The organism is Streptomyces sp. NPDC019531 (genome assembly GCF_044903305.1).
In the GTDB taxonomy this organism is placed as follows: domain Bacteria; phylum Actinomycetota; class Actinomycetes; order Streptomycetales; family Streptomycetaceae; genus Streptomyces.
In genome coordinates this window covers 12585-34084 of record NZ_JBJDQL010000046.1, presented here as the reverse complement: position 1 = coordinate 34084, position 21500 = coordinate 12585, and the positions used below count along the sequence as shown (strand labels likewise).

The 21500-nt window shown below is 71.5% G+C and carries 21 protein-coding genes and 1 pseudogene; 10 read left to right on the top strand and 12 right to left on the bottom strand.

All coding sequences use genetic code 11. The annotated features are described in order from the left end of the window. The first annotated feature begins 79 nt into the window (after positions 1-79). From ACI2L1_RS36690 to ACI2L1_RS36675, 4 genes are all read left to right on the top strand, one after another. A complete protein-coding gene (locus ACI2L1_RS36690; RefSeq protein WP_404743760.1) occupies positions 80-712 on the top strand; it encodes a GNAT family N-acetyltransferase in 633 nt (210 codons plus the stop codon). 159 nt (positions 713-871) lie between these two features. Further along, entirely contained in the window at positions 872-2008 is a 1137-nt protein-coding gene (locus tag ACI2L1_RS36685; RefSeq protein WP_404743759.1) for an FAD-dependent oxidoreductase, read from the top strand. A 64-nt stretch (positions 2009-2072) separates the two neighbouring features. Further along, positions 2073-2594: a GNAT family N-acetyltransferase gene (locus ACI2L1_RS36680; RefSeq protein ID WP_404743758.1), complete on the top strand. Its 522-nt coding sequence runs from the start codon at positions 2073-2075 to the stop codon at positions 2592-2594. Positions 2595-2664: 70 nt separating this feature from the next. Next, the gene (locus ACI2L1_RS36675) at positions 2665-3240 is read left to right on the top strand and encodes an RBBP9/YdeN family alpha/beta hydrolase (protein WP_404743757.1); all 576 of its coding nucleotides are present in this window, start codon (positions 2665-2667) and stop codon (positions 3238-3240) included. Here the strand turns inward: ACI2L1_RS36675 and ACI2L1_RS36670 are convergent. The 7 genes from ACI2L1_RS36670 to ACI2L1_RS36640 all read right to left on the bottom strand — a co-directional run bounded on the left by ACI2L1_RS36670 (position 3224) and on the right by ACI2L1_RS36640 (position 9825). Beyond that, complete coding sequence (locus tag ACI2L1_RS36670) at positions 3224-4459, bottom strand: MFS transporter (protein ID WP_404743756.1); 1236 nt, start codon at positions 4457-4459, stop codon at positions 3224-3226. The genes ACI2L1_RS36675 and ACI2L1_RS36670 overlap by 17 nt on opposite strands. Positions 4460-4642: 183 nt before the next feature. Next, a complete protein-coding gene (locus ACI2L1_RS36665; RefSeq protein ID WP_404743755.1) occupies positions 4643-6070 on the bottom strand; it encodes a PLP-dependent aminotransferase family protein in 1428 nt (475 codons plus the stop codon). 261 nt (positions 6071-6331) lie between these two features. Continuing rightward, a complete protein-coding gene (locus ACI2L1_RS36660; RefSeq protein ID WP_404743754.1) occupies positions 6332-7132 on the bottom strand; it encodes a sugar phosphate isomerase/epimerase family protein in 801 nt (266 codons plus the stop codon). Between the two features lie 91 nt (positions 7133-7223). Continuing rightward, a complete protein-coding gene (locus ACI2L1_RS36655) occupies positions 7224-8156 on the bottom strand; it encodes a GNAT family N-acetyltransferase (protein WP_404743753.1) in 933 nt (310 codons plus the stop codon). Positions 8157-8233: 77 nt separating this feature from the next. Continuing rightward, entirely contained in the window at positions 8234-8830 is a 597-nt protein-coding gene (locus tag ACI2L1_RS36650; protein ID WP_404743752.1) for a dihydrofolate reductase family protein, read from the bottom strand. 198 nt (positions 8831-9028) lie between these two features. After that, positions 9029-9301, bottom strand: a complete 273-nt coding sequence (locus ACI2L1_RS36645; RefSeq protein WP_404743751.1) for a DUF4253 domain-containing protein — start codon at positions 9299-9301, stop codon at positions 9029-9031. After that, on the bottom strand, positions 9301-9825 hold the full coding sequence (locus tag ACI2L1_RS36640) for a hypothetical protein (RefSeq protein WP_404743750.1): 525 nt from the start codon (positions 9823-9825) through the stop codon (positions 9301-9303). The genes ACI2L1_RS36645 and ACI2L1_RS36640 overlap by 1 nt, the downstream gene beginning before the upstream one ends. Positions 9826-9927: 102 nt before the next feature. Here ACI2L1_RS36640 and ACI2L1_RS36635 point away from each other — a divergent pair, with 102 nt between their 5' ends. Beyond that, positions 9928-10551: a DinB family protein gene (locus tag ACI2L1_RS36635; protein WP_404743749.1), complete on the top strand. Its 624-nt coding sequence runs from the start codon at positions 9928-9930 to the stop codon at positions 10549-10551. A 242-nt stretch (positions 10552-10793) separates the two neighbouring features. On the opposite strand, the gene ACI2L1_RS36630 is transcribed toward ACI2L1_RS36635, so the two are convergent. Further along, entirely contained in the window at positions 10794-11840 is a 1047-nt protein-coding gene (locus tag ACI2L1_RS36630; RefSeq protein ID WP_404743748.1) for a LacI family DNA-binding transcriptional regulator, read from the bottom strand. Positions 11841-12125: 285 nt separating this feature from the next. Between ACI2L1_RS36630 and ACI2L1_RS36625 the strand changes: the two genes are divergently transcribed. The 4 genes from ACI2L1_RS36625 (at position 12126) to ACI2L1_RS36610 (ending at position 15853) form a co-directional block, all read left to right on the top strand. After that, positions 12126-13283, top strand: a complete 1158-nt coding sequence (locus tag ACI2L1_RS36625; protein WP_404743747.1) for a Gfo/Idh/MocA family protein — start codon at positions 12126-12128, stop codon at positions 13281-13283. Then, positions 13280-14434, top strand: a complete 1155-nt coding sequence (locus ACI2L1_RS36620) for a dihydrodipicolinate synthase family protein (protein WP_404743746.1) — start codon at positions 13280-13282, stop codon at positions 14432-14434. Before ACI2L1_RS36625 ends, ACI2L1_RS36620 begins: the two co-directional genes overlap by 4 nt. Continuing rightward, entirely contained in the window at positions 14431-15261 is an 831-nt protein-coding gene (locus ACI2L1_RS36615) for a sugar phosphate isomerase/epimerase family protein (RefSeq protein ID WP_404743745.1), read from the top strand. Before ACI2L1_RS36620 ends, ACI2L1_RS36615 begins: the two co-directional genes overlap by 4 nt. 433 nt (positions 15262-15694) lie before the next feature. After that, the gene (locus tag ACI2L1_RS36610; RefSeq protein ID WP_404743744.1) at positions 15695-15853 is read left to right on the top strand and encodes a hypothetical protein; all 159 of its coding nucleotides are present in this window, start codon (positions 15695-15697) and stop codon (positions 15851-15853) included. 163 nt (positions 15854-16016) lie between these two features. Here the strand turns inward: ACI2L1_RS36610 and ACI2L1_RS36605 are convergent, their stop codons facing one another. The 4 genes and pseudogenes from ACI2L1_RS36605 to ACI2L1_RS36590 form a co-directional block, all read right to left on the bottom strand. After that, positions 16017-16883, bottom strand: coding sequence for a DUF1963 domain-containing protein (locus tag ACI2L1_RS36605; protein WP_404743743.1), 867 nt, complete (start codon positions 16881-16883; stop codon positions 16017-16019). A 201-nt stretch (positions 16884-17084) separates the two neighbouring features. Then, positions 17085-17474 (bottom strand): D-ribose pyranase, encoded by a 390-nt coding sequence (gene rbsD, locus ACI2L1_RS36600; RefSeq protein ID WP_404743742.1) that lies wholly within the window; start codon positions 17472-17474, stop codon positions 17085-17087. Next, positions 17471-18376, bottom strand: coding sequence for a ribokinase (locus ACI2L1_RS36595; protein WP_404743741.1), 906 nt, complete (start codon positions 18374-18376; stop codon positions 17471-17473). The genes rbsD and ACI2L1_RS36595 overlap by 4 nt, the downstream gene beginning before the upstream one ends. A gap of 63 nt (positions 18377-18439) precedes the next feature. Further along, a pseudogene (locus ACI2L1_RS36590) lies at positions 18440-18888 on the bottom strand (substrate-binding domain-containing protein); the annotation flags it as partial. A gap of 263 nt (positions 18889-19151) precedes the next feature. Here ACI2L1_RS36590 and ACI2L1_RS36585 point away from each other — a divergent pair. Next, entirely contained in the window at positions 19152-21401 is a 2250-nt protein-coding gene (locus ACI2L1_RS36585; RefSeq protein ID WP_404743740.1) for an ATP-dependent RecD-like DNA helicase, read from the top strand. The last annotated feature ends 99 nt before the right edge of the window (positions 21402-21500 follow it).

Genomic DNA, 21500 nt, shown 5'->3' with positions numbered 1-21500 from the left:
CCGCCGGGTGAGGGAAATTCGTTTTCCGGTGGGTGGGGTGGCCGCACATACTGCTGCCGTTCCGAGGGGAAGGTGCGGTATGGGTTTCCGGTTGGAAGGGCCCGTTCTGGAGGGCGAGTTCGTGCGGCTGGAGCCGTTGGCGCATCGGCATGCCGCCGATCTGGCGGTGGCGGCGGAGGAGCAGCGGGGGACATACGCCTTCACCTGGGTGCCCAGGGGCGCGGAGGTCCATGACTACATCGACGCGCAGTCGCAGCGGGCGGCGACCGGGCGGCTCGCGCCGTATGCGCAGGTGTCGCTCGCGACCGGGCGGGCGGTGGGGGCGACGTCGTTCCTGGAGCCGCGGTGCTGGCGCTCGGAGGAGCAACTCGACGCGGTCGAGGTCGGGTTCACCTGGCTGGGCGCCTCGGCGCAGGGCACGGGTGTGAACGCCGAGGCCAAACTCCTGCTCTTCCGACACGCCTTCGAGGCGTGGGGCGTCTCACGGGTCGACCTGAAGACGGACGCGCGCAACGAACGGTCCCGGGCCGCGATCGAGAGCGTCGGGGCCCGCTTCGAGGGCGTGCTGCGGAACTGGTCCCGCTCCTGGGCGCCGGGCGAGGACGGGCGGCTGCGGGACTCGGCGAGCTTCTCCGTCACGGCCGAGGAATGGCCCCGATGCCGGAAGCGGCTGGAGGAGCGGGTGGCGGGGTTCGCGGCACGCCGGGACTGATCCGCGGTGTCGGTCGGATGTCGGCGGCTGTAGGCCGGCTGTCGGTCGAATGCCGGTGGCCGCAGGTCCGTTGTCGGTGATCCGTCGGCGGGCGTTGACACCTTTCCGGTGACGGACGGCCGGAGTCCACCGGCCGCCCCGATACCGAAGGAGCCCATCATGAACAGCACCGTCACGATCATCGGCGCCGGGCTCGGCGGCCTCACCCTCGCCCGCGTCCTGCACGTCCACGGCATACCGGCCACGGTCTACGAGGCGGAGGCCTCCCCGACGGAGCGCGCGCAGGGCGGGCTGCTCGACATCCACGACTACAACGGCCAGCTCGCCCTCAAGGCGGCCGGCCTGATGGACGAGTTCCACGCCATCATCCTGGAGGGCCGCCAGGCGACCCGTGTCCTCGACCCGAACGGAACGGTCCTGCTCGACAAGCCGGACGACGGCACCGGCGGGCGTCCCGAGGTACAGCGGGCCGACCTGCGGCAGATCCTGCTCGACTCCCTCCCGGCCGACACCGTCCGCTGGGGTCACAAGGTCAGCGGCGCGCGCTCCCTCGGCGAGGGCCGCCACGAGGTGACGTTCGCCGACGGCACCAGCGTCGTCACCGGTCTGCTCGTCGGCGCGGACGGCGCCTGGTCACGGGTCCGGCCGCTGCTCTCCACCGCCACACCCGAGTACACCGGGACCTCGGCCGTCGAGATCTACCTGTTCGACGCCGACACCCGGCACCGGGCCGCCGCGGAGGCGGTCGGCGGCGGAATGCTGATCGCGCCCTCGCCGGGCGCGGACATCTTCGCCCACCGGGAGAGCGGCGACACCCTGCACGCCTATGTGGGCCTGTCCAGGCCGCTGGACTGGTTCGACGCCATCGACTTCACCGACCCTGCGGCGGCCACCGCGCGGATCGCCGCGGAGTTCGACGGCTGGGCCCCGGAGCTCACCGCGCTGATCACCGAGGGCGACACCGCGCCGGTCCTGCGCCCCTGGTACTCGCTGCCTACCGGGCACCGGTGGGAACGGGTGCCCGGGGTGACCCTGCTCGGTGACGCCGCCCACCTCGCGGCCCCGAACGGCGAGGGCGCCAACCTGGCCATGCTCGACGGCGCCGAACTCGGTCAGGCGCTCGCCGCGCACCCCGACGACGTCGAGGCCGCGCTCACCGCGTACGAGGAGGCCTTGTTCCCGCGCAGCGCCCAGTTCGCCACCTTCGAGGGAATGGAGATGGTGGACCCCGACTCCGCCGACAACACGGCCCAGACCCTGATCGACCTGATCACCGGAAACGCTGACGCTGCCTGAACAATCCCCTGCGTGGCCCGGACCACCCGGGCCTCGCAGGGCTTTCGAACCGCTGGAGGAGCACGTGTTGCTGCGCGATGTCACGGCGGACCAGGCCGACATCGAGGCCTACGTCCGGATGCGGTGCGATCCCGTCATGATGGCCGAGCTCGGCGGATCGTTGCCGCGGGAGGGCATGGCGGACAAGGTGCGCCGGGACGCGGAGGACGCGGCGGCCGACCGGGCCTGGGTGAAGATGATCGTCCCCGATCCGGAACGGCCCGAGGTGGTCGCGGGGGCTCTCACCATCTGGTCCCAGGACCCCGGGGACGGCCCCCTCTCGGAGATCGGCTGGATGGTGCTTCCGGAGTTCCAGGGCCAGGGCCTGGGCAAGCGCGCGGTGCGCGCGCTGCTCGGACAGGCGTGGCGCGAGAACCGCTGGGGCGACATACACGCCTTCCCGGCGACGACCAACGGCCCCTCGAACGGCATCTGCCGCTCCCTGGGCTTCCGCCTGCTCGGCGAACTCGACATGCCGTTCGCGGACCGTGTCCTGCGCAGCAACCACTGGACGATCACACCGCGGTCAGGCTCACAGGTCACTTGAACCGAGTCCCGCCAACTCCGCGCCCGGATCAACTGGACGTGTGGGACGGTGATCGGAAAACATCGACGCCATGACCGCCTGTCTCATCCTCCACGGCTGGCAGAACCACCGCCCCGAACAGCACTGGCAGCACTGGCTCGCCGACCGTCTCACCGGCCTCGGCCACCACGTGACGTACCCCCAGCTGCCCGACCCGGACGACCCCGGTCTCGACAGCTGGCTCAGCGAGCTCGCCCGGCATCTGGACGAACTGCCGCCGGGCGAACGCGTCGTCCTCGCCCACAGCGCCTCCGCCCTGCTGTGGCTGCACGCCGTCGCCCGCGGGCTTCCCGGTCTGGACGGGGTCGACCGAGTGCTGCTCGTCTCGCCGCCGTCCGCCTCCGTCGTCGTACGGCACCCGGAGATCGCCGAATTCGCCCCGCTCGCCCTCGACTTCGCCCTCCCCGGGCCGACCCGCCTGGTCGCGGGCGACGACGACCCGTACTGCCCGGAGGGCGCACGCGAGACCTTCGCCGAACCGCTGGGCATCCCCGCCGACATCCTCCCCGGCGCCGCCCACCTCGACCTCGACGCCGGCTACGGCGACTGGCCCGCCGTACTGGAGTGGTGTCTGGACCCGGACGCGGAGATCACACCTCGTCCCTGACGCGCGCGGCCCGCAACTCCGGTGTGCTCGCGCCCACATACCCCACCGCCGCCACACACAGCAGGCCGCCCGTGACCAGGGCCGTCACCCCCGAGCTCCAGCCCGCGACCAGGCCACCGCGCAGGTTGCCGAGGTGCGGGCCCGCCTGGCCGACGATCGTCTCGGCGGCCGTGACGCGGCCGAGCAGGGCGTCCGGGGTGCGGGTCTGGACGAGGGTGGTGCGGGAGAGGACGGCGAGGGCGTCCGCCGCGCCGGCCAGGCAAAGAGCGGCGAGACCCGCCCAGGCGTTCGTCGTCAGGCCGAACAACGCCAGCGCCGCGCCCCAGGTCGCCGACGCGCACAGCATCACCGGACCCGGGCGGGCCAGCCGGGTGACCGGTCCCGAGAACACCGTCGCGGCGACACCGCCCACCGCGAGCGCGGACAGGAACAGGCCGAGCGAGCGCGGGTCGCCGCCGAAGCGCTCCTCGTTGACCAGCGGGAACAGACTCACCGGCATGGACAGGACGGTGGCGGCCAGATCGGTCAGCAGCGCGCCGCGCACCACCCGGTGACCGGTCAGGAAGCGCAGCCCGTCAAGGACTCCGTGGACCCCGGGCCGGGACTTCTCGCCCTCGGGCGGCAGCGTGGGCAGACCGTAGGCGCCGTAGAAGGACACGGCGAAGCTCAGGGTGTCCAGGAGATAGCAGACGCCGATGCCCCACCAGCCGAGCACGACCCCGGCGACGGCCGGGCCGACCAGCATCATCGCCTGCCCTGTGACCTGCTGGAGCGCGAGCCCCGCGGCCACCTGCTCCCGGGGCAGCAGCCGCGGCACGAACACCCCCGCGGCGGGCGCGCCGAGCGCGGCGAACGACGTCTGCGCCGCGACCAACAGCAGCACGACCGGCACCGGCGCATGCCCGGCGAAGCCCTGCACGGCAAGCAGCAGGGAGCAGACCGCCGAGCCGACGGTGCCCGTGAGGTACACCCGGCGCCGGTCGGCCCGGTCGACCCAGGCGCCCGCGAACAGACTGACCGCGACCATCGGCACCGCCTGCGCGACACCGACCGCGCCGCTCCAGACCGTGCTGTGGGTCGTGTCCCACACCTGGTACATGACCGTGACCATGGTCATGAAGGTGCCGAGTGTGGACACCGTGCGCCCGAACAGCAGCCGCCGGAAGACCGGGGAAGTGCTCAGGGGCCGCACATCGAGGAACGTACGGCTGAGGCTCATGACAGGGGGGCCGGGGGCGGGGCGGGCTGATGCACCCGGGGACGCTATCCGGCCGCGTCCGGCCCGGCCACCGAATTAGGGCCGGTCCGGCGGAGCGTCGGCCGCGGGGCACAGTGCTACGCCGCCGGGCAGGCTCCGCGAGGTCGGCATGATCCGCCGGACCGAGACCCCGCGGCGTCGGAATCATCCGCCGGCCCGGCTCTGGCGGCCCTCCTCGATCGCGGCCCGGAGGTGGCCCACCGCCTGCTCCACCATGCCGTCGGCGAGGTTGCCGTAGCCGAGGACCAGGCCGTGGTCGGCGCGGTCCTCGGTGGCGTGATAGGCGGCGAGGTCGGCGACGGACAGCGACCGGGCGGCCGCCGACCTGACCACGGCCGCGGTGTCCACGGCGGCGGGCAGCCGCAGGATGAGATGGAGCCCGGCCGCGATGCCGGAGACCGGGGCGTCGGGCAGCTGTGCGGCGAGGGCCCGCACGAGCCGGTCGCGCCGGTCGCGGTAACGCTGCCGGCAGGCCCGCAGATGGCGGTCGTAGCCGCCCGACTCCAGCAGGGCGGCGAACGCGAGCTGGTCGAGGACCGGAGGCTGGATCGCCGCCTGGTCGGTCCGGTGCAGGGTGTCGGTCCAGCGCGGGGGCGCCACCAGCCAGCCGATGCCGAGCGCCGGGGACAGGGTCTTGCTCAGTGACTTCAGCAGGACCACCCGGGACGGGTCCATGCCCTGAAGGGCCGCGACCGGGCGGCGGTCGTAGCGGAACTCCGCGTCGTAGTCGTCCTCCAGTACGACCCCGTCCACCCGGCGGGCCCAGTCCAGCAGCGCGGCCCGCCGCTCGGGCACGAGCACGGTGCCCAGCGGGAACTGGTGCGCCGGAGCGGCCAGCACCGCCCGCAGCCCGGTGTGCCCGGCGAGATCGTCGACGCGCAGGCCGCCGTCGTCCGTGCGCACGGGCACCGGCTCCAGGCCTGCGGCACGGATCACCTGGCGCAGCCGTGTCCAGCCCGGTTCCTCGCAGCCGACCGCGGTGACGCCCTGGCCGCGCAGGGCACGGCAGACGCGCCGCACCCCGTCGGTCACGCTCAGGCACACCGTCACGTCCTGAGCGGTCGTCGAGACACCGCGGGAACGGCCCAGGTACTCGGCGAGCAGTCCTCTGAGCCGCGGGTGACCGCCGGGCGGCGGATAGCCGAGCTCCGTGAACGCCGTGTTCGTCACCTGGGCGCGGACGGCGTCGGCCCACCGGCGGCGAGGGAAGGCCCGCAAGTCCGGCAGACCCGGCGCGAGATCGAAACGGGCCTCGGAAACCCTGCGGGCCACCGGCCGCTCGGCGCCGCCGTCCCGGTCGCCGGACCAGCGCACCCGGGTCGCGGAGCCCCTGCGGGCCTCCAGATATCCCTCGGCCACGAGCTGGCCGTACGCCTCCGTCACCGCCCAGCGCGAACACCCGAGGTCACCGGCGAGCTGCCGGCTCGGCGGCAGGGCGGTGCCGACCTCGACCCGGCCGCTGCGGATCGCCGAGCGCAGCGCCCGCTTCACCCGCTCGTGCAGGGGCCCGTCGCCCTGGCGGCCCAGGTCGATCAGGAGATCGCCCGCCAGATTGGTCCGTGATACCGACATGCCATTGGACGGTAGCAGCGGGCCGTTTCTCCCTAACTTCGACAGTGAGCTTGGAGCGACACACGGAGGAGCAAGTGATGGCCGTACCGAGGAGTTCACCGACCACCCGGACCGCTCACCCCCTGTTCCAAGGGGTGTTCAGCGACTGGCAGGCGAAGGCCGGGGTCCTGTCCGCGCTGCCGGACGCACCGGTCGTCGCCGACGACTCCCGGACAGAACGGTCGGTACGGCATTGGCTGCGGCGGGCGTGCCCTCGGCCGCTTACGCCGAGTCGTTGAGGAGCCGGGCCAGGTGCTCGCGACCCTCGGCCAGCAGGTCCTCCAGCGGCGCCGCCGCCTCGTACCAGCGCTTCTCGTACTCCCAGCACAGCCAGCCGTCCCAGCCGTGCCGGGAGAGGACCTCCACGCACTCCGCGAGCGGCAGGACACCGGCGCCGAGCGCGATCGGCGTGGTGTCCTCGGCCGAGGCGATGTCCTTGACCTGGACGTATCCGAGGTGCGGGGCGAGGGCCGCGTAGGTCTCGGAGGGCTGCTCGCCGCCGAGCCAGGTGTGCATGACGTCCCAGAGCGAGCCGACCTGGCGGTGGCCGACCGGGCCGAGGATCCGGATCGCGTCGGCGCCCGTGCGGTGCGAGTCATGGGTTTCGAGGAGGATGCGTACGTCGAGGTCGCCGGCGTACTCCGCGGCCGTACCGAGCCGTCGGGCGGCCGTGGCGTCGGCGTCCTCGCGGGACTGGTCGGAGGCGGCGCCAGGGAAGACGCGGACGTGACCGGCGCCCAGGTCGCGGGCCAGGTCGAGGAGTCGGTGGATCTCCTCGACCACGGGTTCGTCGTCACCGGGCGCGGCCACGCGCGCGTACCCGGCGAGTCCGAGCACCTCCACGCCCGCCGCCTTGAACTCGGCCACCGCGTCGGCCCGTTCGGCGAGCCCGATACCGGGATGCACCGGTTCCTCCGGGTGCGCGCGCAGTTCTACGCCGTGATAGCCGTGCGTGGTCGCGAGCCGCAGCACGTCGGTGAGGGGGAGGCCGGGGACGCCGAGGGTGGAGAACGCCAGTTTCATGGCCCTACTCTCACCCGGTCGAGCCGGTGAGGTCCAGCCCGGCCGGCCCGCCCGCCCGTCCATCCCTCTGTCCACCTCTCCATCCGCTCACTCACTCGCCTGTCCTGGTCAGGTCCAGTCGCCAGTCCTGGCCGTTCAGGTCCTGGCCGAAGGAGCGGTGGGGTTTCTCGGCGGTCAGGACGAAGCCGTGACGCTGGTAGACGCGGCGGGCGGCGGCGAGCACGTCGTTGGTCCACAGGACCAGGTCGCGGTAGCCGACGCCGCGCGCGAAGTCGACGACGGCCGAGACCAGACGGTCCCCGATGCCGAGTCCGCGCGCGTCCGGCTCGACGAGCAGCAGTCGCAGCCGGGCCGTGGCGGGTGTGTCGTCCCGTACGCACATCACGCACCCCACCGGCCGCCCGTCCAGCTCGGCGATCCACACCCGCTCCAGATGCGGATCATGGTCCTCCGCGAAGTCGGCGACGATCCGTGCGACCAGGCCCTCGTAGTCGGCGTTGAAGCCGTACTCGGCCGCGTACAGAGCCGCGTTGCGCGCCACGATCCAGCCGAGGTCGCCGGGGCCCGGCTCGCGCAGCAGGACGTCCTCGCGGCGCGGCGGGCGGCCGTCGGACAGCAGCGTACGGACGGTGTGCATCGCCTCGGAGAGCCGGGGCCGTTCGGCGGGCGGCACGGTGGCGAGGAGTACGCCCACCGATTCGTCGGCGCGCTCGGCGAGCAGCGCGGCCGTCTCCCGGCCCCGCGAGGTGAGCGTGACCCGGCGCCGGCGCGGATCCTGCCGCGAGGCCGTGCGCTCGATCAGCCCGTCCTGCTCGAACTTGTTCAGGATCCGGCTCAAGTACCCCGCGTCCAGCGAGAGTTCGGTCCGCAGATCGGCCGCGTCGGTGCGCGGCGAGTGCGCGAGCTCGTACAGGACGCGGGACTCGGTGAGGGTGTACGGGGCGTACAGCCGGCGGCTGTAGTCGAGGGCGCCGATGACGTTCGTGTAGAAGCGGTTGAAGGCGCGGATGTCCTGAACGGTCATGGTCGGTCGACCCCCGGATGCTTGACTCAGTCAGAGGTATTGCTGGACTGAGCGTAGGACGTCCGCGCCCGCCGCGGCTACCCCTCGGTAGCGGGCCGGTACACGCACACCTGCACGCCGGTCTTCCCGGCGACCGTGGACACCAGCTCGAAGGGCCGCTTCGAGCCGTCCTCCGGGAAGATCGACTTGCCGCCGCCGAGCAGCACCGGCATCACGATGAGCTGGAGTTCGTCGACGAGCCCCTCGCTGATGAGCGTGCGGACGAGGGTGGGGCTACCCATCATCGCCAGCTCGCCGCCCTCGGTCTCCCGCAGCGCACGGATCCGCGCGACGGCCTCGGAACCCGGGATCCGCTCGCTGTTGTTCCAGGTCAGCTCGTCATCGCCGAGGGTGTCGGTGACGACGTACTTCTTGAGGGAGTTCAGCCGGTCGGCGAAAGGGTCCCCGGCCTGCTGCGGCCACGCCCCCGCCATCGACAGATACGTCCGCCGTCCGTACAGCAGCGCCTCGGCCCGCTCCATACCCTCCATGAACGCCGGCCCGAGCACCTCCTCGTCGAAGTACGGGTGCGACCAGCCACCGTGCGCGAACCCCCCGTCGGTGTCCTCCTGGGGCCCGCCGGGCGCCTGCACGACCCCGTCCAGACTGATGAACTCACTGACCACGATGCGCATGGGACTCACTCCAGTTGTTGGTCGGTTACGGCAGGACAGACCGGGGTGGGGCACGGAACTCATCGGTACGACGATCACGGATCCGGGCTTCCCCGGCCCGGGTCTCACCGATGCGTCGACCCTATGGTGAGGAGGCGGACCCAGGAACGGTCGTGAAGGCCGGACGACACCGAGCCGCACCACCGCACCACCCCCGCCTCAGTCCCACCAGAACCGCCACTCCGTCCGCCCCACGAGCTCGCGCGCGTACTCCGGGAAGGGCGTCGGCGGGTCGTCCACGATGTTGTCGGCCGTGGACAGCACATGCTCCAGCGCGAGCCGCTCCGCGTCCGCCGGATCGAGGGGCGGCCGTGCGACGGAGACATGCAGCTCACCGCCGTACGCGGCCACGACCCGGGCCCCGAACCGGTCCTCCCAGCTCCGCAGCAGGGCGCCCAGCAGCGGCAACGGGCCACCGTGGGACCAGCCCATCACCGCCGGGACATCGGCGGAGCGGCGGGCCGGGACCAGGGCGAGCGCGAAGGACGCAGCGAATGGCTCGGTGTGCAGCAGATCGGCGACCGCACGGGCCGCCTCCTCCTCGGGGCCAGGACCGTCGCCGCGCTCGGACCGGCGGGCGCGAGACCCGGCCAGCTCTCGAACGGCGGCCCCGGATCGTGCGGCCAGGGCTCGACGTCGTCCGGGATGTCGTCGTCCGGCGGTTCGGCGGAGCCGGGGTCGGACCAGAAGGGCAGCCGCTCGCGCCGGTACTCGGCGAAATCGGCCGCGAGGACCTCGTCGAGCCGTACGGCGTCGGCGGCGGCCGGATCCGCGGGCCGCCCGGCGTCGTCGGGTCGGCAGAGGTGCGTGTGCAGCCCGGTGACGGCGGCCTGCCTCAACAGATCCGCCCACAACTCCTCGCCATCGTCCGGCAGTTCGTCGCAGAGCCAGATCTCCGTCGGACCGCGCTGCTCGAACCGCCCCGGGGGCAGCCCGCCGGGCAGGGAAAACACCATGCCCGGACGATAGAGGGGACCACTGACATCAACGGACGGCCCGAGGATCAGGCCGCCCCGGAATTCGGTGGACAGCGATCACGCCGCCGACAGACTGATCCCATGACTGGAACCGATCCCGGCGCCGACCTGCGCTTCTACCTCAAGGACGCCCGCGACGCCGTACTCCTGAAGCTGGAGGGCCTGTCGGAGTACGACGTCCGCCGCCCCCTGACCCCGACCGGTACCAACCTCCTGGGCCTGGTCAAACACCTCACGGGCGCGGAGGCGATGTACTTCGGCGAGACCTTCGGCAGACCCTTCCCGGACGCGCCGCCCCTGTGGGTGACGGGTGCGACGAAGGAACCGAACGCGGATCTGTGGGCGACCCCCGAGGAGTCCCAGGAGTGGATCGTGGGCACCTACCGCCGTGCGTGCGCGCATGCCGACGAGACCATCGCGGCACTGCCGCTGGACGCGGTGGGCCGGGTCCCCTTCGAGCCGTACCCGGAGATCCCTCTTCACCGTCTGATCGTCCACATGATCGGCGAGACTCATCGCCACGCGGGCCACGCCGACATCGTCCGTGAACTGATCGACGGGGCGGTGGGCCTGCGGGGGCCGGACGACAACCTGCCGTCGGAGGACGGGGACTGGTGGGCCGGGCACCGCGAGCGGGTGGAGCGTGCGGCCCGGGCAGCTCGGCCGACGACCGCCCGATCCCCTCGACCGGATGAAGCAGGCTGATCATCGGCGCCGGACCTGCCGGACCTGCCGGACCTGCCGGCCTCGTACTCGGCAACCTGCTGCCGACGCCGACTGCCGGATCGTGGAGCGCAACAGCCGGGAACACGCCGAGCCGCGTGCGCGAGCGGACTTCCTGGCGCCGCTCGACCGCGCCGGGTCCGGAGCCGACCGCCCCCACCGGTCCCCGGCCCGCCACTTCCCGTCACCCCGTCGCGGCCCGCCTCAAGACGGCCCCGGCACCGTCACGCCCGCGGCACCCCCGAAGACCCCCGAACCATCAACTCCCCCCGAACCGTGGCGATCCCTCCCGGCGGCGGCTCCTCCCGCCCCATCGCGATCCGCCCCGCCCGAGCCCCCGCCTCCGCCAACGGCAACCGAACCGTCGTCAGCGCGGGTACCGCATCGATGCTGAACGGCAGATCATCGAACCCGGCGACGGACACGTCGTCCGGAATCCGCCGCCCGGAGTCCCGCAGCGCCGCGCACGCCCCCAGCGCGACGGAGTCGTTCGCGGCGACGACAGCCGTCAAGGACGGATCCCGCCGCAGCAGCTCCAGCGTGGCCTCGTACCCGGACCGCCGGTCGTAGCGCCCATGCACCGTCCACCGGGGATCCTCCGTGATCCCGTGCGCCTCCAGGGCCGCCCGGTGCCCCTCAAGCCGGTGCCGGGTGGTCGTCCGTTCCTCCGGCCCCGCGATGTACCCGAGCTTCCGGTGGCCGAGCCCGATGAGGTGCTCGGTCAGCTCCTTGCCCCCACCCCGGTTGTCGAAGGTCAGCGCGACCGCCCCGGTCTCCGGCGCGGGCGGCCGCCCGCACAGCACGATCCGCGTCCCCGCGTCCGCCAGCTTGCGCAGCTTCGCCGACATCGCCGCCCGGTGCGGCGCGTCCTCCATCGCCCCACCGGTCAGCACGACCGCCGCCGCCCGCTGCCGCTGCAACAGGGTGAGATACGTCAGCTCCCGCTCCGGAGAGCCCCCCGTGTTGCACACGACCCCGAGCCGCTCACCGCCCGCGCGCCCGCCGGGCCCGCCGATCTCGGACTGGATCGCGCCGGCCATGATGCCGAAGAAGGGGTCGGCGATGTCGTTCACGAGGATCCCGACGAGATCCGACGTGGCGGCGGCGAGCGCGCTCGCCGGACCGTTCAGCACGTAGTCCAGCTCGTCCACGGCCCGCAGCACCCGCTCACGGGTGGTCGCGGCCACGGGATAGTTCCCGTTCAGTACGCGCGACACCGTCGCGGGGGAGACCTGGGCGCGGGCCGCCACGTCCGCCAGGGTCACCGTCATCTCGTCGTCCTCCGGTCGCGCGCCTCGGCGTGTCTCAGCGTGCCTCGGCGCATCTCAGTCGTACTCCGTCGTACACGCGGGCCCCCAGAGCCCGGTTCCGAGCAGACCCTAAGCCCCCTCGACCCTGCTGTTCGCCCCCTCGAACAACTCACCCGGTCTGCGCTCTTGTCCAGACCGCTGGTCAGAGGCTAGCTTCTTCTCAGATAGAAAGCGCTTGCTGTAACGCTCATCAGTGGAGCGTGCGCGGCGCGCACAACCGCGTACGACTCCTATGAAGGGAATGACGTGACACGCAAGACGGTGCGTATCGCCATGAACGGTGTGACGGGGCGCATGGGCTACCGCCAGCACCTGGTCCGCTCGATCCTCGCGATCCGCGAGCAGGGCGGTCTCGACCTGGGCGACGGCACGGTGCTGTGGCCCGAGCCGATCCTCGTCGGCCGCCGCGATCACGCGCTCAAGGCGCTGGCCGAGCAGCACGGCCTGCGTCTGGACAACATCTCGACCGACGTGGACGCGGTCCTCGCCGACCCGACCGTCGAGATCTACTTCGACGCCCAGGTGACCTCCGCGCGCGAGGAGGCCATCAAGAAGGCGATCGCCGCCGGCAAGCACATCTACACCGAGAAGCCCACCGCCACCGGCCTCGACGGCGCCCTGGAGCTGGCCCGCCTCGCCGAGGAGAAGGGCATCAAGCACGGCGTCGTCCAGGACAAGCTCTTCCTCCCCGGCCTGCTCAAGCTGAAGCGCCTCATCGACGGCGGCTTCTTCGGCCGCATCCTCTCGGTCCGCGGCGAGTTCGGCTACTGGGTCTTCGAGGGCGACTGGCAGACCGCCCAGCGCCCGAGCTGGAACTACCGGGCCGAGGACGGCGGTGGCATCGTTGTCGACATGTTCCCGCACTGGGAGTACGTGCTCCACGAGCTCTTCGGCCGCGTGAAGTCCGTCCAGGCCCTCACCGCCACCCACATCCCGCAGCGCTGGGACGAGAACGGCAAGCCGTACGACGCCACCGCCGACGACGCCGCTTACGGCATCTTCGAGCTGGACGGCGGCGCGATCGCCCAGATCAACTCGTCCTGGGCCGTCCGCGTCAACCGCGACGAGCTCGTCGAGTTCCAGGTCGACGGCACCGAGGGCTCCGCCGTCGCGGGCCTGCGCAACTGCCGCGTCCAGCACCGCTCCGCCACCCCCAAGCCGGTCTGGAATCCGGACATCCCCGCCACCGAGGTCTTCCGCGACCAGTGGCAGGAGATCCCGGACAACGCCGAGTTCGACAACGGCTTCAAGGCCCAGTGGGAGCTCTTCCTCAAGCACGTCTACGCCGACGCCCCCTACCAGTGGGACCTCCTGGCCGGCGCCCGCGGTGTCCAGCTCGCCGAACTGGGCCTGAAGTCCTCGGCGGAGGGCCGCCGTCTCGACGTACCGGAGATCTCGCTGTGACGATCCAACTTCCGGACTTCAAGGGCGGATTCAGGGCGTACGAGCCCCGCAACGAGCCCCTCGCCGTCACCACCGGCTCTCCCTTCACCTCCCGTACGGTCTTCTCGGCGGCGCACGTCGTCGCGGACCCGTTCGCCGACTCCACGCCGGACTCCCCGGCCGCCGTCGACTGGGACGCCACCCTCGCCTTCCGCCGCCACTTGTGGTCGCACGGGCTCGGGGTCGCCGAGGCGATGGACACCGCCCAGCGCGGGATGGGCCTGGACTGGGCCGGCGCGGCCGAACTGATCCGCCGCAGCGCCGCCGAGGCCAAGTCGGTCGGCGGTCTCATCGCCTGCGGCGTCGGCACCGACCAGCTCACCGGACCCGCGACCCTGGACGAGGTCCGGGCCGCCTACGAGGAGCAGCTCGCCCTCGTCGAGGCGTCCGGCGCCCAGGCCATCCTGATGGCCTCCCGGGCCCTCGCCGCGGCCGCCAAGAGCCCCGAGGACTACCTGGAGGTCTACGGCCACCTCCTGCGCCAGGCCACCGAGCCGGTCATCCTGCACTGGCTGGGCCCGATGTTCGACCCCGCGCTCGAGGGCTACTGGGGCTCGTCCGACCTGGACGCGGCGACGGACACGTTCCTCCAGGTCATCGCCGCCCACCCCGACAAGGTCGACGGCATCAAGGTCTCCCTGCTGGAGGCCCGGCGCGAGATCGACATCCGCCGCCGCCTCCCGCAGGGCGTCCGCTGCTACACCGGCGACGACTTCAACTACCCCGAGCTGATCGCGGGCGACGACCAGGGCTTCTCCCACGCCCTGCTCGGCATCTTCGACCCGCTGGGCCCGCTCGCGGCCGAGGCGGTCCGCGCCCTGGACACCGGTGACGCCAAGGGGTTCCGTGAACTCCTCGACCCCACGGTCGAGTTGTCCCGGCACCTCTTCCAGGCGCCGACCCGCTTCTACAAGACCGGCGTGGTCTTCCTGGCCTGGCTGGCCGGCCACCAGTCGCACTTCACGATGGTCGGCGGCCTCCAGTCGGCCCGCTCCCTCCCGCACTTCGCGCGCGCCTACGAACTCGCCGACGGCCTGGGCCTGTTCCCGGACCCGAAGCTGGCCGAGGAGCGCATGAAGAACCTGCTGTCCCTGTACGGGGTGACCCAGTGACCGACCTGTCCCGCTTCTCCATCAACCAGATGACCGTCAAGCAGCTGTCGATGCCGGAACTGGTCGACGCCTGCCGCGAGCTGAGCATCGGCAACGTCGGTCTGTGGCGCGAGCCCGTCCAGTCGTACGGCGTCGAGGAGACGGCCAAGCTGGTCCGCGACGCGGGCCTGACGGTGACCACCCTGTGCCGCGGCGGCTTCTTCACGGCGATCGACCCGCAGGAGCGGGCCGCGGCGCTGGACGACAACCGCCGCGCGGTCGACGAGGCGGCCACCCTCGGCACCGACACCCTGGTGCTGGTCTCCGGCGGCCTTCCGGCCGGCTCGAAGGACCTGCACGGCGCCCGCGAGCGCATCGCGGACGCCCTGTCCGTCCTGGGCCCGTACGCGCAGGAGCGCGGGGTGAAGCTGGCCATCGAGCCGCTGCACCCCATGTACGCCTCGGACCGCTGTGTGGTCTCGACGCTCGCCCAGGCCCTCGACCTGGCCGAGCGCTTCCCCGCCCAGCAGGTCGGCGTCACGGTGGACACGTACCACATCTGGTGGGACGACAACGCGCCCGCGCAGATCGCCCGCGCGGGTGCGGGCGGCCGTATCCACACCTTCCAGCTGGCGGACTGGACGACCCCGCTGCCCGAGGGCGTCCTCAACGGCCGCGGGCAGATCGGGGACGGCTCGATCGACATGCGGGAGTGGCAGCGGTACGTCGAGGCGGCCGGGTACACGGGCGCCATCGAGGTCGAGCTGTTCAACGACGCGCTGTGGGCCCGGGACGGCCGCGAGGTCCTCGCCGAAACCGCCGAACGTTTCGTGGCCCACACCGTGTGAAGGTCTCTTCACACAGCTCGCTCTTATAACTGAAGATCAGCGCCCGTGGGTTTATCGGGCTCCCTGTGATTTCACTGTCCATTCAGGTTTTTCGAAGGCAGTGGGAACCGTGTCTTGCCTGGTCATGTCTGTACGATCAGGTCCGCCGTAGGGTCGGAGGGGAATTCCGGAATTCCCCTCCGACTGCTGGCGGAAAAGAATCGGTAAAAAACAAGGAGTTCTCTGTGAACGTGCGTATTGCCGCCGTTTCCGTGGTGTCCGCCGCGCTCGTCGCGGCCGGCGCCGGTGCCGCCGTCGCCGCCCGCAGGCCGCCCCGGCCCCCAAGGCGACCATCACCCTCAAGGCGAGCGCCCCCGCCGTCAAGCTCGGCACCCCCGTCACCTTCAGTGGCAAGGTCACCGGCCTCAAGAACGGCAGCAAGGTCGTCATCCAGGTGAAGGAAGGCGCGAAGTGGGTCACGCTGCCGACCTCCACCAAGGTCGCCAAGGGCGCCTACAAGGTCGCCGAGAAGCTGGAGAAGAAGGGCGTGGAGGTCCTGCGCGCCAAGGACGGCAACACCGTGTCCAAGGCGGTCTCCGTCACCGTCAAGTGACGCTGACGCCCACCGGCTGACAGCTGGATGAGACAGCCCCACCCCGTTGGAGCCGGGGTGGGGCTGTCGCTGTGAATCCTATGGATCCGGTGGGAGCGCTGCCCCTGGCCGCGGCTGAGATTGTTCTTAATTACCGCCGCGGGCCCGGGAGCCGGAGCCCCGGTCACGGATTCCGGAACACCGTGGTGAACGCGCGGTCGAAGCGCCGGGCGGCCAGGTCGGCCCGCTGGATGGCCCAGTGGACGGTGGCGCCCTCCAGACCGTCGATCCAGGGATCCCAGTCGGCGAGCAGCACCCAGTCCGCGACGTCGTCCGACACCGGCTCGCCTCCGCCCCACCGGCCCGCTTCGGCCTCCTTCACCGCACACCGCACGGCCTTGCCGACCGGGTCGGTCTCGACGACCTCCTCCGTGGCGTATCCGCCGAGCTGGAGCGGCCCGGAGGAGGCGATGTCGTCGTACGTCTCCTCCCACACCGCGGCCAGTTCCTCGGAGCGCGGATGCCCGGGCAGCGGTGCGGAGCAGGGATCCTCGGGGATCTCGACCCAGTAGTGGTACGGCAGCGAGACGTCGACCGTCGCCCTGAGCGGCCCCTGCGGGAACTGCGCGAAGACCTCCTGGTACTCGTCGTCGTCCTCGAACCAGGCCCACCCGTCCTTGTCCCGCTCCTCCACGACGGTCCCCTGGGGGACGTGCACCACGTTCCCCATGTCGCTGAGGTCGCCGAAGTCCTCGGGATAGGCGAACAGCAGCAGTCGGCCGTCGGGCGGCAGGGGGAGATCCGTCGCGTCGGCGGGCAGGGCCGCGAGGTCTATGGAAGCGACGAAGGGATGGAAGGGGTGTGGCATGCCGGCGGGCAGCAGCAGCGGCCCCCCGAACCGCCCCACGACCGGTCCGTCCCCGCCTTCCGCCAACGTCGCGCAGGGCCGGGCGGTGTCCATCCACCGCTCCACGTCCCCGACGGCTATCCCACGCGCGATCGCCTTGTCCCGGAAGGGCCGTAAGTTGTTCCGCATCTCCTCAGGAGTCATGGAGGAACCGTAGGGCCGGGCACTGACAAAAAAATCTCAGAACCCCGTACAACCCTTCCCCCACCTCGCCGGTCGTACTTGGCATCAGGACTCTTGGAGGGGGATCTGGGGGGATCGCGGGGGTCCTGATGGGGAGGGAACAGCCGAGGGGTCCGGTCGGTCGACCGGGCCCCTCGAAATGTCTCCGCGACAGGCGGGGTGTCAGAAGAAGACCCCGCAGCGCAGCAGGACGTTCGCATACGGCCGTGCCTCGCCCGTGCGCACGACGAGCCGCGCGTCCCCCGACAGCTCCTTGAGCTTCTCGTGGGAGACCAGGTGCAGTTCGGGGAAGCGGGCGTCAAGGAGCTCTGCAGCCGCTGGATTGGCGCCCCGCACCTCCTCCGCCGCCGTGGTGCCCTCCACGACCAGCTCGGCGAGCAGCCCCTCCAGTACCTCCGCGAAGGACGGCACCCCGGCCCGGAAGGCCAGGTCGACCACGCGCGGCCCGTCCGGGATCGGCAGACCGGCGTCGCACACCAGCACCCCGTCCCCGTGACCCAACTCGGCGAGTGCGCCGGAGAGACGCCGATTCAGGATCCCGGCCCTCTTCAAAGGGACCCGACCTCCTCCGCGGTGGGGAAGGAGTCCTGCGCGCCCTCCCGGGTCACCGCGACCGCCCCGACCCGGGACGCGTACGAGGCCGCCTCCGCCAGGGACGCGCCGTCCCCCAGCCGAAACGCCAGGGCGGCCGTGAAGGCGTCCCCGGCCCCCGTCGTGTCCACGGCGGCCACCTTCACCGACGCCACCCGGGTCACATCCGCGGAAGAGGACGCCACCAGCGAGCCCTCCGCGCCCAGGGTCACCACCACCGACTTCGGCCCCTTCGCGAGCAGCAGCCGCGCCCAGTCCTCCGGCACGTCACTCACACACGCGTCCCCGAGGATCACCTTCGCCTCGTGCTCGTTGACGATCAGCGGATCGCAGGCGGCCAGCACCTCGGTGGGCAACGGCCGCGGCGGCGAGGGGTTCAGCACGAACCGGCTCCCGGGAGCCAGATTCCGTACGACCTCCACGACCGTCTCCAGCGGGATCTCCAGCTGGGTCGACACCACCCGGGAGGCGTGGAACAGGCCGGCCGCGGCCCGTACGTCCCCCGGTGTCAGCCGCCCGTTCGCACCCGGCGACACCACGATGCTGTTGTCCCCCGACGGGTCCACGGTGATCAGCGCGACCCCCGTCGGCGCCCCGCCCACCAGCACACCGACCGTGTCGACCCCGGCCGTCCGCTGCGAGTCGAGCAGCAGTCGGCCGTGCCCGTCGTCACCGACGCGGGCCAGCAACGCCGTACGCGCGCCCAACCGGGCGGCCGCGACCGCCTGGTTGGCGCCCTTGCCCCCCGGGTGCACGGCCAGGTCCGAGCCGAGCACCGTCTCGCCGGCCCCCGGCCGCCTCTCTACGCCGATCACCAGGTCGGCGTTGGCCGACCCTACGACCAGTAGGTCGTAGTCGTACATGTAATGGCTCCCCTGGTCAGTGACGCGGGGCGGCCAGTCGAAGCGCCCGCCCGTGCACCGTCGTCAGCCCGTGAAACCGGCCACGTTCTCCATCGTGACCACCTTCACCGGCACTTTTGATCGTCTCCTCGACCTTCTTGCCCTCAAGGGCCTTCAGCGCGTTGTCCACCGCGATCCTGCCCAGCTGGGCGGGCTGCTGTGCGACGGACGCGTACAGCGTGTCGTCTTTCACCGCGTTCAGGCCGTCCGGCGTGCCGTCGAAGCCGACCACCGAGACGGACTTGCCCGGCCTTGGAACCCAGCGCCTTGATCGCGCCGAGCGCCATCTCGTCGTTGGTGGCGACGACACCCTTGACGTCCTGGTGGGCCTGGAGCAGGTTCGACATCACGTCGAGGCCCTTGGTGCGGTCGAAGTCGGCGGGCTGCTGCGCGACGACCTGGATGCCCTGGTACGGCTTGAGACCCCGCGCGAAACCCTGCGCGCGCTCACGCGCCGCCGACGTGCCCGCCTGGCGCGACCGGGGACCCCATGCCGCGTCGCGCTCCACGTCGGCTCGGTGGCCGACAGGGCCGCCACCGAGCCGACCGACAGGTCGGTCACTCTCTCGTTCCACAGCCACCGGCACCGGTTCCACTCCGCTCTCAGTGCGGCGTGTGCGGTCGATGACACGCGCAGCCGGAACGTCCACCGGGCATGCCCGGCAGCCATGCGGGGCGCTCCGCGCCGCGACCCCAGGCCGGCCGAGCTGTCGGTGCCGGGCGGTACCGTCGGATCATGTCCAATCAGGCGGGGGCTTCCACGGGCGAACGACGACTGGCCGTACTCGAAGGCGTCCTGGAGCGAATCACCTACGCCAACGAGGAGAACGGCTACACGGTCGCCCGGGTCGACACCGGCAGAGGCGGCGGCGACCTGCTCACCGTCGTCGGCGCGCTGCTCGGCGCCCAGGTCGGCGAATCCCTGCGGATGGAGGGCCGTTGGGGCTCCCATCCGCAGTACGGCAAGCAGTTCACCGTGGAGAACTACACGACCGTCCTGCCGGCCACCGTCCAGGGCATCCGGCGCTATCTGGGCTCGGGGCTCGTCAAGGGCATCGGGCCCGTCTTCGCCGACCGCATCACCCAGCACTTCGGCATGGACACCCTGACGATCATCGAGGAGGAGCCGAAGCGGCTCATCGAGGTGCCGGGACTCGGCCCCAAGCGCACCAAGAAGATCGCCGACGCCTGGGAGGAGCAGAAGGCGATCAAGGAGGTCATGCTCTTCCTCCAGAGCGTCGAGGTGTCCACGTCGATCGCCGTGCGGATCTACAAGAAGTACGGCGACGCCTCGATCTCGGTCGTGAAGAACCAGCCCTACCGGCTCGCCTCCGACGTCTGGGGCATCGGCTTCCTCACCGCTGACAGGATCGCCCAGTCCGTCGGCATCCCGCACGACAGCCCGGAGCGGGTCAAGGCGGGCCTCCAGTACGCCCTTTCGCAGTCCACCGACCAAGGACACTGCTTCCTGCCGGAGGAGCAGCTGATCGCGGACGCGGTGAAGCTGTTGCAGGTCGACACGGGGCTTGTCATCGAGTGCCTCGCCGAACTCGCCCTGCCCGACGAGGACTCCGGCGAGCCCGGGGTCGTACGCGAGAAGCTGCCCGGGCCCGACGGCCACGAGGTCACCGCCGTCTACCTGGTGCCCTTCCACCGCGCCGAACTCTCCCTGTCCGCCCAGCTGTTGCGGCTCCTGCGCACCGACCAGGACCGGATGCCGGCGTTCCATGACGTGGCCTGGGACAAGGCGCTGGGCTGGCTGAAGTCCCGTACGGGCGTGGAGCTCGCCCCCGAGCAGGAGGCCGCCGTCAGGCTCGCGCTGACCAAGAAGGTCGCCGTGCTCACCGGCGGCCCCGGCTGCGGAAAGTCGTTCACGGTCCGCTCGATCGTGGAGCTGGCCCGCGCCAAGAAGGCCAAGGTGGTCCTCGCCGCCCCGACCGGCCGGGCCGCCAAGCGCCTCGCCGAACTCACCGGCGCCGAGGCCTCCACCGTCCACCGTCTCCTGGAGCTCAAGCCCGGCGGCGACGCGGCCTACGACAAGGACCGCCCGCTCGACGCCGACCTGGTGGTGGTCGACGAGGCCTCGATGCTGGACCTGCTGCTCGCCAACAAGCTGGTGAAGGCGGTGCCTCCAGGGGCTCATCTGCTGTTCGTCGGCGATGTCGACCAGCTGCCCAGCGTCGGTGCCGGAGAGGTCCTGCGCGATCTCCTCGCCGTCGGCGGCCCGGTCCCGGCGGTGCGGCTCACCCGAGTCTTCCGGCAGGCCCAGCAGTCCGGTGTCGTCACCAACGCGCACCGGATCAACGCCGGGCAGCATCCCGTCACCGACGGCATGAAGGACTTCTTCCTCTTCGTCGAGGACGACACGGAGGAGGTCGGCCGGCTCACCGTGGATGTGGCGGCCCGTCGGATTCCGGCCAAGTTCGGGCTCGACCCGCGCCGGGACATCCAGGTGCTCGCGCCCATGCACAGAGGTCCCGCGGGCGCCGGAAACCTCAATGGTCTGCTCCAGCAGGCCATCACCCCGGGCCGCCCCGACCTCGCGGAGAAGCGGTTCGGTGGCCGGGTCTTCCGGGTCGGCGACAAGGTCACCCAGATTCGCAACAATTACGAGAAGGGCACCAACGGTGTCTTCAACGGCACCGTGGGCGTGGTCACCTCGCTCGATCCGGTCGACCAGCGCCTCACCGTGCTCACGGACGAGGACGAGGAGGTGCCGTACGAGTTCGACGAACTGGACGAACTGGCTCACGCGTACGCGGTGACCATCCACCGTTCGCAGGGGAGCGAGTATCCCGCCGTGGTGATCCCGGTCACCACCAGCGCGTGGATGATGCTCCAGCGGAATCTGCTCTACACCGCGGTCACCCGGGCCAAGAAGCTGGTGGTGCTCGTCGGTTCACGCAAGGCGATCGGTCAGGCGGTGCGCACGGTGTCCGCGGGGCGCCGCTGCACGGCACTGGACTTCCGGCTCGGCGGCCTGTGAAGCGCGTCATGCCGGGCCCTTCACAAAAAATGATCGATCAAATGAGTCATGTGGGTCACAGAGCTCTTCCGGAAGGGGGCAGGGGAGGGGCAGGATGAG

Excerpts from the sequence above, each read along its gene's own strand:
- ACI2L1_RS36605 (WP_404743743.1), bottom strand. The coding sequence starts at position 16,883 with ATGACTCCTGAGGAGATGCGGAACAACTTACGGCCCTTCCGGGACAAG.
- ACI2L1_RS36685 (WP_404743759.1), top strand. The coding sequence starts at position 872 with ATGAACAGCACCGTCACGATCATCGGCGCCGGGCTCGGCGGCCTCACC.
- ACI2L1_RS36645 (WP_404743751.1), bottom strand. The coding sequence starts at position 9,301 with ATGGGCTGGTCCCACGGTGGCCCGTTGCCGCTGCTGGGCGCCCTGCTG.
- ACI2L1_RS36655 (WP_404743753.1), bottom strand. The coding sequence starts at position 8,156 with ATGACCGTTCAGGACATCCGCGCCTTCAACCGCTTCTACACGAACGTC.
- ACI2L1_RS36630 (WP_404743748.1), bottom strand. The coding sequence starts at position 11,840 with ATGACGGTGACCCTGGCGGACGTGGCGGCCCGCGCCCAGGTCTCCCCC.
- ACI2L1_RS36675 (WP_404743757.1), top strand. The coding sequence starts at position 2,665 with ATGACCGCCTGTCTCATCCTCCACGGCTGGCAGAACCACCGCCCCGAA.
- ACI2L1_RS36650 (WP_404743752.1), bottom strand. The coding sequence starts at position 8,830 with ATGCGCATCGTGGTCAGTGAGTTCATCAGTCTGGACGGGGTCGTGCAG.
- ACI2L1_RS36640 (WP_404743750.1), bottom strand. The coding sequence starts at position 9,825 with ATGGTGTTTTCCCTGCCCGGCGGGCTGCCCCCGGGGCGGTTCGAGCAG.
- ACI2L1_RS36665 (WP_404743755.1), bottom strand. The coding sequence starts at position 6,070 with ATGTCGGTATCACGGACCAATCTGGCGGGCGATCTCCTGATCGACCTG.
- ACI2L1_RS36635 (WP_404743749.1), top strand. The coding sequence starts at position 9,928 with ATGACTGGAACCGATCCCGGCGCCGACCTGCGCTTCTACCTCAAGGAC.
- ACI2L1_RS36670 (WP_404743756.1), bottom strand. The coding sequence starts at position 4,459 with ATGAGCCTCAGCCGTACGTTCCTCGATGTGCGGCCCCTGAGCACTTCC.
- ACI2L1_RS36585 (WP_404743740.1), top strand. The coding sequence starts at position 19,152 with ATGTCCAATCAGGCGGGGGCTTCCACGGGCGAACGACGACTGGCCGTA.
- ACI2L1_RS36660 (WP_404743754.1), bottom strand. The coding sequence starts at position 7,132 with ATGAAACTGGCGTTCTCCACCCTCGGCGTCCCCGGCCTCCCCCTCACC.
- ACI2L1_RS36690 (WP_404743760.1), top strand. The coding sequence starts at position 80 with ATGGGTTTCCGGTTGGAAGGGCCCGTTCTGGAGGGCGAGTTCGTGCGG.
- ACI2L1_RS36595 (WP_404743741.1), bottom strand. The coding sequence starts at position 18,376 with ATGTACGACTACGACCTACTGGTCGTAGGGTCGGCCAACGCCGACCTG.